At 71.8% G+C, this 12,191-nt stretch carries 12 protein-coding genes; 6 read left to right on the top strand and 6 right to left on the bottom strand.

Annotated elements, in window-relative coordinates; translation table 11 throughout:
* Positions 1 to 40: 40 nt before the first annotated feature.
* From ACFWR9_RS17305 to ACFWR9_RS17290, 4 genes are all read right to left on the bottom strand, one after another.
* Positions 41 to 2,677, bottom strand: coding sequence for an ATP-binding protein (locus tag ACFWR9_RS17305; RefSeq protein WP_383842342.1), 2,637 nt, complete (start codon positions 2,675 to 2,677; stop codon positions 41 to 43).
* A 226-nt stretch (positions 2,678 to 2,903) separates the two neighbouring features.
* Entirely contained in the window at positions 2,904 to 3,227 is a 324-nt protein-coding gene (locus ACFWR9_RS17300) for an STAS domain-containing protein (protein WP_003973611.1), read from the bottom strand.
* A 173-nt stretch (positions 3,228 to 3,400) separates the two neighbouring features.
* Positions 3,401 to 4,249, bottom strand: a complete 849-nt coding sequence (locus ACFWR9_RS17295) for a 3-hydroxyacyl-CoA dehydrogenase family protein (RefSeq protein WP_383842339.1) — start codon at positions 4,247 to 4,249, stop codon at positions 3,401 to 3,403.
* 136 nt (positions 4,250 to 4,385) lie between these two features.
* The gene (locus ACFWR9_RS17290; protein ID WP_383842336.1) at positions 4,386 to 5,027 is read right to left on the bottom strand and encodes a TetR/AcrR family transcriptional regulator; all 642 of its coding nucleotides are present in this window, start codon (positions 5,025 to 5,027) and stop codon (positions 4,386 to 4,388) included.
* Between the two features lie 81 nt (positions 5,028 to 5,108).
* Between ACFWR9_RS17290 and ACFWR9_RS17285 the strand changes: the two genes are divergently transcribed.
* The 3 genes from ACFWR9_RS17285 to ACFWR9_RS17275 are packed head-to-tail and all read left to right on the top strand — an operon-like array spanning position 5,109 to position 7,272.
* Entirely contained in the window at positions 5,109 to 5,891 is a 783-nt protein-coding gene (locus tag ACFWR9_RS17285) for an ABC transporter ATP-binding protein (RefSeq protein ID WP_383842333.1), read from the top strand.
* Positions 5,892 to 5,936: 45 nt separating this feature from the next.
* Complete coding sequence (locus ACFWR9_RS17280; protein WP_383842330.1) at positions 5,937 to 6,686, top strand: ABC transporter permease; 750 nt, start codon at positions 5,937 to 5,939, stop codon at positions 6,684 to 6,686.
* Between the two features lie 13 nt (positions 6,687 to 6,699).
* Positions 6,700 to 7,272: a cob(I)yrinic acid a,c-diamide adenosyltransferase gene (locus ACFWR9_RS17275; RefSeq protein ID WP_383842327.1), complete on the top strand. Its 573-nt coding sequence runs from the start codon at positions 6,700 to 6,702 to the stop codon at positions 7,270 to 7,272.
* Between the two features lie 109 nt (positions 7,273 to 7,381).
* On the opposite strand, the gene ACFWR9_RS17270 is transcribed toward ACFWR9_RS17275, so the two are convergent.
* Positions 7,382 to 7,567 (bottom strand): DUF5708 family protein, encoded by a 186-nt coding sequence (locus tag ACFWR9_RS17270; protein ID WP_383842324.1) that lies wholly within the window; start codon positions 7,565 to 7,567, stop codon positions 7,382 to 7,384.
* Positions 7,564 to 8,133, bottom strand: a complete 570-nt coding sequence (locus ACFWR9_RS17265; RefSeq protein WP_383842321.1) for a hypothetical protein — start codon at positions 8,131 to 8,133, stop codon at positions 7,564 to 7,566. The genes ACFWR9_RS17270 and ACFWR9_RS17265 overlap by 4 nt, the downstream gene beginning before the upstream one ends.
* 152 nt (positions 8,134 to 8,285) lie before the next feature.
* Between ACFWR9_RS17265 and ACFWR9_RS17260 the strand changes: the two genes are divergently transcribed.
* The 3 genes from ACFWR9_RS17260 (at position 8,286) to ACFWR9_RS17250 (ending at position 12,104) form a co-directional block, all read left to right on the top strand.
* Positions 8,286 to 9,482: a sensor histidine kinase gene (locus ACFWR9_RS17260; RefSeq protein ID WP_383842318.1), complete on the top strand. Its 1,197-nt coding sequence runs from the start codon at positions 8,286 to 8,288 to the stop codon at positions 9,480 to 9,482.
* On the top strand, positions 9,479 to 10,120 hold the full coding sequence (locus tag ACFWR9_RS17255) for a response regulator (RefSeq protein WP_383842315.1): 642 nt from the start codon (positions 9,479 to 9,481) through the stop codon (positions 10,118 to 10,120). Before ACFWR9_RS17260 ends, ACFWR9_RS17255 begins: the two co-directional genes overlap by 4 nt.
* 157 nt (positions 10,121 to 10,277) lie before the next feature.
* Positions 10,278 to 12,104, top strand: a complete 1,827-nt coding sequence (locus ACFWR9_RS17250) for a glycosyl hydrolase family 18 protein (protein WP_383842312.1) — start codon at positions 10,278 to 10,280, stop codon at positions 12,102 to 12,104.
* Positions 12,105 to 12,191 lie beyond the last annotated feature (87 nt).

The following is a 12,191-nucleotide window of genomic DNA, read 5'->3' as shown; positions in this document are numbered from 1 at the left end:
TGTCGGACCCGGCCCTCCCGTATGTCTGTCTGCCGGGACCTCAGATGATCTGCTCCGTCGCCGGGTTCGAACTGCTCGGCGTTCCCGTGCCGGTGCCGCTCTGCGAGGCGGTCGGGGTGCCGACGGGGGAGCTGGCGGCGGTGGGCGTGGTGGTATCGCTGGCGCTGTTGGAGACAGGTGGTTCGGTAGACGGCGATCCCGAGCCACCCGGGCTGGTGCTGGGGTCCGTGGGCTCGGGGGCGGTCTCCGATTCGGAGTCGCTCGGTTCCGGCGAGGACGGAGGGTCGGACGGCTCGTTGGAGGTGGGCGGCTTGGACGACGAAGTCGGGTCGTCCGGCTTGTCCGAGTCACTCGGGTCGCCGGAGCCCGGGTCACCGGGCTCCGCCGAATCGCTCGCGCCCTGCGATGGCCGCCCCGACTCGGACGGGGTCGGGGCGTCCGGTGTGCCGGAGTCGCTCGGCCGGCCGGTGGTGTCCGGTCCCTGCCCGTCGTCGGACGGCCGGTCCGCGCCGAGGCCTCCGTCGTCGATGCCCTGGCTGGCCGACGGATTGACGCCGACCTCGTTGGAGGGGTCGCCCGCGTCGTTCTCGGAGGTGGCGCCGAGGGTGACGACCGTGCCGAGCACGGCGACGAGCAGCGCGCCCGCGCCGGCGGCCACCAGGTTGCGCCGTGCGAAGCCCTTGATGCCGCTGCCGACGGTGCGGGACGGCTCCTCGGCCCACTCGCGGCTGGTGACCAGGGTCGGGGACTGCGGAGGCGGCTGGAGCGGCGGGAAGGGTGCGGGGACGCCCGCGGACGGCGACGCCGACTCCTCGTGCCGGGCGTCGGGCACCTCCTCCCCCGCCGTCGGGCCGAGTCCGGCGCCGGCGACGCCGAGTCCGGCGGCGGCCCCCATGGCACCGAAGGCGCCCGCGCCGCTGCCCAGGCCGGGGGTGTCCCCGGTCCGGTCGGCGACCAGGGCGAGGGCGCGGCGGCCGGCGACGGCGCCGTGCTTGTCGGAGAGCGCGCCGCGCAGCCCGATGGAGGCCTCCAGCTCGGCGCGGGCCCGGTCGAGCTGGTCCTCGCAGAGGGCGAGGACGCCGAGTTCGTGGTGGAAGTAGGCCTGTTCGGCGACGTTCCCGGCGAGCCGGGAGGCCTCGGTGCCGGCTCGCAGGGCCCGCTCCCAGGCGCTCCAGTGCAGCCCGGCGGCGAACGCGGGCGCCGCGGTGCGGGCCAGCTGGACGGCGGGGCTCTCCTCGTCGTCCGCGGTCCGGGTGGTCGTCGGCACCAGCACGGCGAGGGCGGCCAGGACGGCGTCGGCCTCGGCGCAGACCCGCTCCGGGGTGACCGAGGGGTGCCCGGTCCACCAGGCGTAGTGCTGGGCGGCGGCCAGTGCGCGGGCCCCTACGCCGTCGGTGTAGCCGGCGCTCTCCAGCTGGGTGAGCACCCCGGCGGCCAGCCGGTAGCGGGGGCCGACCGGCGAGACCAGTCCGCAGTCGGCCAGCTCGCCGAGGGCGGCGTCCGCGTGGGTGTCGCCGACCAGCGCGGGCAGATGCGCCTGGTGCGGCAGCTCGCCGCCGAGCGCGACGGCGAACTCCAGGGTGGCGCGGGCCGAGGCGCTCAGCCGGGAGGCGAGCAGCGGCGCGGGCGCGGCGGCCTCGCCGAGGGACGGCAGGGGCGACACGTCGTCGGCCTCGGCGGCGTCGTAGGGCGTGTCGTCGTCGGGCGTGTCGTCGTAGGGCGTGTCGTCGTCGGCCGGGCGGGCGTCGGCGAAGACGCCGAACTCGTCCACCGCGCCGGCGCCGGCCCGCAGCCGGTCACGGCGGCGCAGCAGGGCGCCGGCCTGGACGAAGCGCAGGGGCAGGCCCTCGGACTCGAACCAGAGGTCGCCGGCCCAGTTGGCCTCCTCCTCGGTGAGCGTGCGGCCGGCGGCGCGCTCCAGCAGCTCGACGCCGTCCGAGCGGTCCAGGCCGGTGAGGAAGACCTCCTCGACGGCCGAGTCGGCGGAGGGGGCGGGCACGTCCGGGGTGGCGCCGATGAGGAAGGCGCACTCGGGGGTGGCCTCCAGCAGTTCGTCGAGGGCGGTGCCGCCGAACTCGATGTCGTCCAGGACGACGACGGCGCCGACCGCGCGCAGGTGCCCGAGCAGTTCCCCGCGGCCGGGTCGGTGCAGGGGCGCGCGGTGGACGGCGTAGAAGAGGTCGTGGAGCAGGTCGTCGGCGGTGCGGTGGAAGCCGTTCAGGCGGACGACGCCGTCGGGCGCGAGGCCGGCGCAGTCCTCGGCGACGAGGTCGAGGAGGCTGGTGCGGCCGGAGCCGCCGGGGCCGGTGAGGCGGACGGAACGGCCGCGGGCGAGCAGCCGTACGAGGCGTTCGCGCTCGTCCTCGCGGGCCAGCAGTCCCAGCACGGTCCGGGTGGGGCCCGGCGGGACGGGCGGCAGGGCGGCGCGGGCCGTCTCCGCGCGTTCGGCCGCGGTGAGCTTCTCCGGGCGGGCGGGCCGTTCGGCGGGCGGGCAGACCTCGATCTCGCTGCCGTCGACGGGGTTGACGGTGAGCAGGAAGTCGCCGGAGACGAGCTGCACCGTGCGGGCGAGCGCGGGCTGTCCGAAGTCGGAGGTGAGGGGGTCCCTGGGAGGGCGCGGGCGCGGCGTGTCGCCGTCGTGGCCGTACTCCTCGGGTCCCCGGCTGTTCGGGTCCATCGGTTCAAGCCCCCCAAAAGCGTCGTGTGCAGGGCCCCGGTCGGGACCACCCTCCCGGCCTTGCCGCACACCGCGCTGTCGCTTCTGGTCCGGTCCCGCCGATGGGTTCGCGAAAGTGCGGGCAGCCAGACCCTAAACCTTCGCTCAGTATCTCCGACAGCCCGGGGTACCGACCCGCCCGAGACGTCACGGTCTCGTGAGGATTGCGTGCGTCGGGCACGGGACGTCACACCCTGGGCAGGGTCTCCACGCCGATGCCGCCCTCGATGGCCAGGATCCGGTGCAGCCTGGTGGCCACCAGCAGGCGCTGCATCTGCGGTGGTACCCCGCGCAGCACCAGCCGCCGGCCGCAGCGGCCGGCCCGCCGGTGGGCCCCCATGATCACGCCGAGTCCGGTGGCGTCCCAGGAGTCCAGTTCTGACAGGTCGAGCACCAGGTCGCCGACTCCGTCGTCGACGGCCGAGTGCAGGACCGTACGGGCGTCCGCCGCGCTGCGGACGTCGAGGCGGCCCCCGACGACCAGCTCGACGTGGTCGCCCCTGATGTGCATATGCGCTCCCCGGCGTGCGTCCTTGTTCGTCTCTTCGATTCTTCGACGTGGTCTCTCGGCGGTATCAGGTGTTGCACCCTCTGACTGGCCGGAACGACCGGAGGTTGCCGCCCGTAAGCGAACCGATACCGAATTCACCCCGGCGTGTGATGTCTCCCGGGGCCGATGGGACTTCAGTGCTTGTAGAAGCCCTGCCCGCTCTTGCGGCCGATGTCACCGGCGTCCACCATCCGGCGCATCAGCTCCGGCGGGGCGAACTTCTCGTCCTGGGACTCGGTGTAGATGTTGCCGGTGGCGTGCAGCAGGATGTCGACGCCGGTCATGTCGGCGGTGGCCAGCGGCCCCATAGCGTGGCCGAAGCCCAGCTTGCAGGCGAGGTCGATGTCCTCGGCGGTGGCGACGCCCGACTCGTACAGCTTCGCGGCCTCGACGACGAGGGCGGAGATGAGGCGGGTGGTCACGAAGCCGGCGACGTCGCGGTTGACGACGATGCAGGTCTTGCCGGTGGACTCGGCGAACTCACGTGCGGTGGCGAGCGTTTCGTCGCTGGTCTTGTAGCCGCGCACCAGTTCGCACAGCTGCATCATGGGGACCGGCGAGAAGAAGTGGGTGCCGACGACCCGTTCGGGGCGTTCCGTCACGGCCGCGATCTTGGTGATCGGGATGGCGGAGGTGTTGGACGCGAGGATCGCCCCGTCCTTCACCAGCTTGTCGAGCGCACGGAAGATCTCGTGCTTGACCTCGAGCTTCTCGAAGACGGCCTCCACGACCACGTCCGCGTCCGCGGCGGCGTCCATGTCGGTGGTCGCGGTGAGCCGCGCGAGGGCGGCCTCGGCGTCCTCGGCCGCGAGCTTCCCCTTGGCGACGAACCTGTCGTACGAGGTACGGATGGAGTCCGTGCCGCGCCGCAGCGCCTCGTCGGTGACGTCCCGCAGGACGACGTCCCAGCCCGCCTGTGCGGCGACCTGGGCGATGCCGGACCCCATGAGGCCGGCTCCGATGACGGCGAGCTTCCGTGCCACTGTGCGACTCCCCTGATACAAGCTGTCCTTGGTCTCTCGGCCGGAGATTAGCGGGCGTGAGGGGCTGTGTGACCGGTTAGTAACGCGCGTCACGTCTCACATGACGGACATCACACCGACGTGTGCCATTCGGGTGTCACTCCGCGCCTCGTACGGCGTAGTTGAGCACCTTCGCACTCAACAGCTCCTCCATCTCGTCCAGGAGCAGGAGCATCTCGCGGGAGACCTCGGACGGTTTGCCCCCGGCGACCATGCGCTGGCCGATACCCGTCATCACGGTGCCGTGCAGCCAGTTGATCTGACCGGCCATCAGGGCGGGCAGCGGATCGTCGGGTTCGGCGCCGGTCTCCTCCCTGAGGGTCACCTCCAGGTTGACGAGGACCTCCTGGCCGATGGCCCACATCCTGGACCGCAGGGCGGGCGACTCGTGCACGACCTTCATGAATCCGGCGTATCCGTCCATCAGGCCCACGCGCGGGGAGACCGACTCGACCTCGTCGCGCAGCTCGCGCAGGACGGCGTACGCGGCGGACTCGCCGTCGCGACGGCCCCGCACCCAGCGCGACAGCCGGTCGATCACGCCCTTGGAGCGGTCGAGGAACAGGTCCTCCTTGGCCGGGAAGTAGTTGTAGACGGTGTTCACGGAGACGTTCGCGGCCTCCGCGACCTCGGCGACCGTCACCGCCTCGAAGCCGCGCTCCAGGAACAGCCCCGTGGCGACATCCGAGAGGTACTGCCGGGTCTGCCGCTTCTTCCGTTCCCTGAGTCCCTCGGCCATGCCCCCATCCTAGGCTTCGCTGGTGCTGGTAGAAAATTGGGGACGTTGCAAAATTTAAGTGACTCTGTTTTTCTGGGACGCATGGCAATCATCAGTACGGCCGGCCTGGCCCGGACCTTCACGACCAGGCGCGGCCCGGTCGAGGCGGTGCGCGGCATCGACCTGACCGTCCGCGCGGGCGAGATCCTCGGCTTCGTGGGCCCCAACGGCGCCGGCAAGACCACCACCCTGCGGATGCTCACGACGCTGCTCGCCCCCACCGGCGGCGCGGCCACCGTCGCCGGCCACGACCTGGCGACCGACCCCGCGGGGGTGCGCCGGGCGTGCGGGTACGTGGCGCAGTCGGGCGGGGTGGACACGCAGATCACCGTGCGGGAGGAGCTGGTCACCCAGGGCCGCCTGTACCGGCTGCCGCGGGCGCGGGCCGAGGAGCGCGCGGACGAACTCGCCCGCGACCTGGACCTCACCGGGCTGCTCGACCGCAAGTGCGGCGCGCTCTCCGGCGGTCAGCGGCGTCGGCTGGACATCGCGATGGCGCTCACGCACCGCCCGAAGGTCCTCTTCCTGGACGAGCCGACCACCGGCCTCGACCCGGGCAGCCGCGCCGATCTGTGGGACCTGGTGCGGCGGCTGCGCGACGAGCAGGGCACGACGGTCTTCCTCACCACCCACTACCTCGACGAGGCCGACGCGCTCTCCGACCGGCTGGTCGTCGTGGACGGCGGAGTGGTGGTCGCCGAGGGCACTCCGGCCGCCCTGAAGCTGGAGTACGGCGGCGCGGTCGACGCCCCGCTCCACGACACCTTCCTCGCCATCACCGGCCGCGGCGCCGCGCCCTCCGACGCCGCGCCCGTGGCCGTATAGAACCCCGAAGCAGCCGTACAAGACCCCGAGATCCGAGGCTGACCGATGCTGTTCCACGACACCGCGCTCATCTACGGCCGCTATCTGCGCCAGTCCCTGCGCTCCCGCTTCGCGCTGCTGTTCGGCGTTCTGATGCCGCTGCTGTACCTGCTCTTCTTCGGCCCGCTGCTGACCGATCTGCCGCTCGGCGGGCGGGGCAGTTCCTGGCAGGTGCTCGTCCCCGGCCTGCTGCTCCAGCTCGGGCTGTTCGGTGCCTCCTTCGCCGGCTTCTCGGTCATCATCGAGAACGGTCAGGGCGTGGTCGAGCGCATGCGCGTCACTCCGGTCAGCCGGCTGGCGCTGCTGCTCGGCCGGGTGCTGCGGGACGCCACGGTCTTCGCCTTCCAGGCGGTACTGCTGGTGCTGGCGGCCGTGGTGATGGGCCTGCGGGCGCCGCTGCCCGGCGTACTCATCGGCTTCGCGTTCGTCGCCCTGCTCACGGTGTCGCTGGCGTCGCTGTCGTACGCGCTGGCGATGAGGGTCCGCACGCCGCAGGAGTTCGGGCCCACCGTCAACGCGCTGACGATGCCGTCGATGCTGCTGTCCGGGCTGATGCTGCCGATGACCCTGGGCCCGGGGTGGCTGGACGTGCTGTCGCACCTGATGCCGTTCCGCTATCTGGTCGACGCGGTACGGGACGCCTACGTCGGCAGCTACGCGACGGCGCACATGCTGTACGGCACGCTGGTGGCGCTCGCGTTCACCGCACTGGCCGTGACGGTGGGCACACGCGTGTTCCGTACCGCCGGTGCGTAACTAGGCTGGCCTCATGGTCAACCTGACGCGCATCTACACCCGGACCGGCGACCAGGGCACCACCGCCCTCGGTGACATGAGCCGGGTCCCCAAGACCGACCTCAGGATCTCCGCGTACGCCGACGCCAACGAGGCGAACGCGGTGATCGGCACGGCCATCGCCCTGGGCGGCCTGCACGAGGACGTCGTCAAGGTTCTCGTCCGCGTCCAGAACGACCTGTTCGACGTGGGCGCGGACCTGTCGACGCCAGTGGTGGAAAACCCGGAGTTCCCGCCGCTCAGGGTCGAGCAGTTCTACGTCGACAAGCTGGAGGCGGACTGCGACCGCTTCCTCGCCGAGGTGGAGAAGCTCCGCTCCTTCATCCTGCCCGGCGGCACGCCGGGCGCGGCGCTGCTGCACCAGGCGTGCACGGTGGTCCGGCGGGCCGAGCGCTCGACCTGGTCGGCGCTGGAGGCCCACGGCGAGACCATGAACCCGCTCACCGCGACCTACCTCAACCGCCTGTCCGACCTCCTGTTCATCCTGGCCCGCGTGGCCAACAAGGAGGTCGGGGACGTGCTGTGGGTGCCGGGCGGGGAGCGCTAGACGCTCCGCTGGGTGTGGCGGGGGTGCCGTCGTTCGTCTGCGGCTGCGTCGTGGCTGGTCGCGCAGTTCCCCGCGCCCCTTGGGCGGCGTCCTTGCCGGCCTCGGTCGACTACGTACGCGCCGACCGGAACAGGCCCCACAGGGTCTGCGCGCCGCCGAAGCACATCATCGCGACCCCGACCTTGGTCAGGGACACGACGGGGAGTTCCACTCCCCCGGTGAACAGCCACAGGGCGAGGCCGACCAGCAGGGTGGCGCTCCCCTCCCACACGTTCCGCTCCGGCCGCTGCCTCACCGGCCAACCCCTTCCTTCTCCCGCTCCGAGCCCGCCGAGGCCTTCTTCGGCCAGATCGCGTAGGTCAGCGCGATCAGGCCGTGGATGCCGGCCGTGCGCCAGGCCGTGTACTGCCAGCTCTCCAGGGACGTGGTGCGGCTGGGGTCGCCGACGTACCACATGGCGATCTGGAGCAGCCCGGTCGCCACCGCGGCGGCGAGCAGCGTGCCGAGCCACACCCTGCCCTCGTGCCGGGCGCGCGCCATGCCGTGGCGCGGCGGTCCGGCCGGCTTCGGCGCCCCGCCGATCCGGTGGGCGGCGTGGCCGTCGAGCCACTTCACGGTGCGGTGGCCGTGACCGACGGTGTAGCCGATGTACAGGGCCGCGAGGCCGTGCTTCCAGCTCGGGTCGGCGCCGTTCTTGAGGTCCAGCGCGGTGACCACCAGCAGCACGACCTCCAGCAGCGGCTCGCACAGCAGCAGCGCCATGCCCGTGCGCGGCATCCGCAGCAGATAGCGGACGGACAGCCCGGCCGCCAGCAGCACCCAGAAGCCGATCTCGCAGACGATGATCAGGGTGACGATCACGGTTCGCTCCTCTCGATCGCCCTTCCAGGCTCCCGTGCCGCACGCCCGGGATCGTCGTCGCCGGTGACGAACCTCCGGTACATCGAAAGATGGAGTGCGGGACCCTTCCCGGGCATCAGGCGGGCGGGCCCCGGGCCGTGTTGGATGGTGGCATGGCCGTACGACTCCCCCGCCCGCGCCGCTTCGACTGCTACGTCGCCGCGGCCGGACTGCTCGGCGGGCTGCTGCTGTGGGGCATCGGGCTGGGCGTGCGGCCGGCCGACGAACCGGTCGTGCTGTTCGACGGCAAGTGGCCGCTGCTGGTCCCGCTCGCGGTCATGGCGGCCTGCGAACTGCTGCGCCGGGCCGCTCCACGCACCGGCCTGCTGATCGGCACCGCCGCGCTGATCGGCGACACACTCACCCAGGGCAGCCTCGTCACGGTGATCATGTACACCGACGTGATGTACGCCGCCGTGCTCTACGGCCCGCCCGCCTCGGCCCGCCGCATCCCCTGGATCACCGGGCTGCTCACGGTGGCCGGAACCATCGTGCCGTTCGCCCTGTGGCGGGTGCCCGAGGCGCTGCTGATCGGGGTCGCCGTCGGGATCGTCTCCTTCGCCCCCGCCTCCACCGGCCTGATCGTGCGCAACCACCGCGAGGCCGCCGACGCCGCCCTGCTGCGTGCCGAGCAGACCGCGCTGCTGGCCGAGATGGACCGGGTCCAGGCGGTGACCGCGGAACGTTCCCGGATGGCCCGCGAGCTGCACGACATGGTCGCGGGCCACCTCTCCGCGATCGCCATCCACTCCACCGCCGCGCTCTCCCTGGACGACCCGGCCACCACCCGGCAGGCGCTCGGCGTGATCCGCGAAAACAGCGTGGAGGGGCTGGCCGAGATGCGCCGCCTGATCGGCATCCTGCGGGACGACGGCGAGGACACCGAGCCGGCCGCCGCACCCACCCTCGACGGACTCGGCGCGCTCGTCGACGGCGCCCGCGCCAACGGCCTCGACGTCACGCTGCACGCGGCCCCCGGCGAGAACCTGCCCGCGCCGGTCGAGCTGGCCGCGTACCGGATCGTGCAGGAGTCGCTCACCAACGCTCTCAAGCACGCCTCGCCGGGGACGGTCCTGGTCCGACTCACCCGCGACGACACGGCCCTGCGGGTGCGCGTGACCAGCCCCTACGGCGGCCGGGACACACCCCGCGCACCCGGTTCCGGCGCCGGTCTGGTCGGCATGCGGGAGCGGGCCGCACTGCTGCGCGGCAGCTTCGAGGCCGGGGCGGTGGCGCACCCAGAGTCGCCGGGCGGCAAGATCTGGGCGGTGTGCGCCGTCCTGCCCCTGACCGAAGGAGACCTGGCATGATCCGCGTCGTCGTCGCCGAGGACCAGTCCGCCGTCCGCGCGGGACTGGTGCTGATCCTCGGCAGCGCACCCGACATCGAGGTCGTCGGGGAGGCCGCGGACGGCGAGCGGGCGGTGGCGCTGGCCCGGGAGCTGCGCCCCGACCTGGTGCTGATGGACGTTCAGATGCCGCGCCTCGACGGTGTGTCGGCGACCGCGATGGTGGTCGGCGAGGGCCTGGCCGACGTGCTGGTGCTGACCACCTTCGACCTGGACGAGTACGTCTTCGGGGCGCTGCGGGCGGGAGCCGCCGGGTTCCTGCTGAAGAACACGGAGGCCAAGGACCTGCTCACCGCCGTGCGCACGGTGGCGGCCGGCGAGGGCATCGTCGCCCCGGCCGTCACCCGGCGCCTGATCGCTGAGTTCGCCGCGAAGCCGGTGCGGGAACCGGCCGCCGATCCGGCGGTGCTGCGGGAGCTGACCCGGCGGGAGCGCGAGGTGCTGTCCTGCCTCGGCGAGGGCCTGCCCAACGCCGCGATCGCCGAGCGACTCGACATGGCGGAGGCTACGGTGAAGACGCACGTCAGCCGCCTGCTGGGGAAGCTGTCGCTGCGCAGCCGCGTGCAAGCCGCAGTGCTAGCACAGGAGTTGGGGATCTAGTTCTCGCTCCCGTTCCGAGCCGGCCAACGCTTCAACCGCGGAACGCAGCACTGGTCCAGACCTATTGACCTAAGGTCCAGACCTTTCTATTCTCACGGCACTGTGGACATGAGGCTCAGTCATGGCCACAACACAACCTCACATAAGGAGGCGCAGCATGCGCTTCAGACACAGAGTCGCGGCACTCGTCGCGTGTCTGTCACTCCCGCTGGCCGGACTGGTCGGGATGGCGAGTCCGGCCCAGGCCGCGACGAGTGCCACGGCCACCTTCGCCAAGACCTCGGACTGGGGTACGGGGTTCGGCGGCAACTGGACGGTGAAGAACACCGGTACCACGACCCTCAACTCCTGGACCGTCGAGTGGGACTTCCCCTCCGGCACCAAGGTCACCTCCGCCTGGGACGCCACGGTCACCAACTCCGGCGACCACTGGACCGCCAAGAACGTCAACTGGAACGGGACGCTCGCCCCCGGCGCCTCGGTCTCCTTCGGCTTCAACGGCAGCGGCCCCGGCTCCCCGTCCAACTGCAAGCTCAACGGCGGCAGCTGCGACGGCGGCTCCGTCCCCGGTGACGCCGCCCCCTCCGCGCCCGGCACGCCCACCGCCTCGGACATCACCGACACCTCGGTGAAACTGTCCTGGTCGGCAGCGACCGACGACAAGGGCGTCAAGAACTACGACGTCCTGCGCGACGGCGCCAAGGTCGCCACCGTCACCGGCACCACCTACACCAACACCGGCCTGACCAAGGGCACCGACTACTCGTACACGGTCCAGGCCCGCGACACCGCCGACCAGACCGGCCCGGTCAGCGGCGCGGTCGCCGTCCGCACCACCGGCGGCGGAGGCGGCAACCCGGACCCCGGCGCCGAGATCAAGATGGGGTACTTCACCAACTGGGGCGTCTACGGGCGCAACTACCACGTGAAGAACCTGGTCACCTCCGGCTCCGCCGAGAAGATCACGCACATCAACTACGCCTTCGGCAACGTCCAGGGCGGCAAGTGCACCATCGGTGACGCCTACGCCGACTACGACAAGGCGTACACCGCCGACCAGTCCGTCGACGGCAAGGCCGACACCTGGGACCAGCCCCTGCGCGGCAACTTCAACCAACTGCGCAAGCTGAAGGCGGAGTACCCGCACATCAAGGTGCTGTGGTCCTTCGGCGGCTGGACCTGGTCCGGCGGCTTCCCCGACGCCGTGAAGAACCCGGCCGCCTTCGCGAAGTCCTGCCACGACCTGGTCGAGGACCCGCGCTGGGCCGACGTCTTCGACGGCATCGACCTGGACTGGGAGTACCCGAACGCCTGCGGACTGAGCTGTGACACCACCAGCGGCCCGAACGCCTTCAGCGGCATGATGAAGGCCATGCGCGCCGAGTTCGGCCAGGACTACCTGGTCACCGCGGCCGTCACCGCCGACGCCTCCGACGGCGGCAAGATCGAGGCCGCCGACTACGGCGCCGCCGCGCCGTACATCGACTGGTACAACGTGATGACGTACGACTTCTTCGGCGCCTGGGCGAAGAACGGCCCGACCGCTCCGCACTCGCCGCTGACCTCGTACCCCGGCATCCCGCAGCAGGGCTTCAACTCCGCCGAGGCCATCGCGAAGTTCAGGGCGACGGGCGTACCGGCCGACAAGCTGCTCCTCGGCATCGGCTTCTACGGCCGCGGCTGGACCGGCGTCACGCAGTCCGCGCCCGGCGGAACGGCGACCGGCCCGGCGACCGGCACGTACGAGGCGGGCATCGAGGACTACAAGGTCCTCAAGAACAGCTGCCCCGCCACCGGCACCGTCGCCGGCACCGCGTACGCCCACTGCGGAAGCAACTGGTGGTCCTACGACACCCCGGCCACCGTCAAGTCGAAGATGGACTGGGCCGAGCAGCAGAAGCTCGGCGGCGCCTTCTTCTGGGAGTTCAGCGGCGACACCGCGAACGGCGAGCTGGTGACCGCCATCGACAGCGGCCTCAAGTAACGAACACCCCTAAGCGACATTGACGCTCCCCCAGACTTCGTCCGGGGGGACCCCCACCCAGCGAGTGAATGTGGCTACGCCACATTC

Origin of the sequence: Streptomyces sp. NPDC058534 (assembly GCF_042717365.1) — a bacterium.
In the GTDB taxonomy this organism is placed as follows: domain Bacteria; phylum Actinomycetota; class Actinomycetes; order Streptomycetales; family Streptomycetaceae; genus Streptomyces.
The sequence above is the reverse complement of the archived record's forward strand: the minus strand, read 5'-3'. Positions and strand labels throughout refer to the sequence as shown.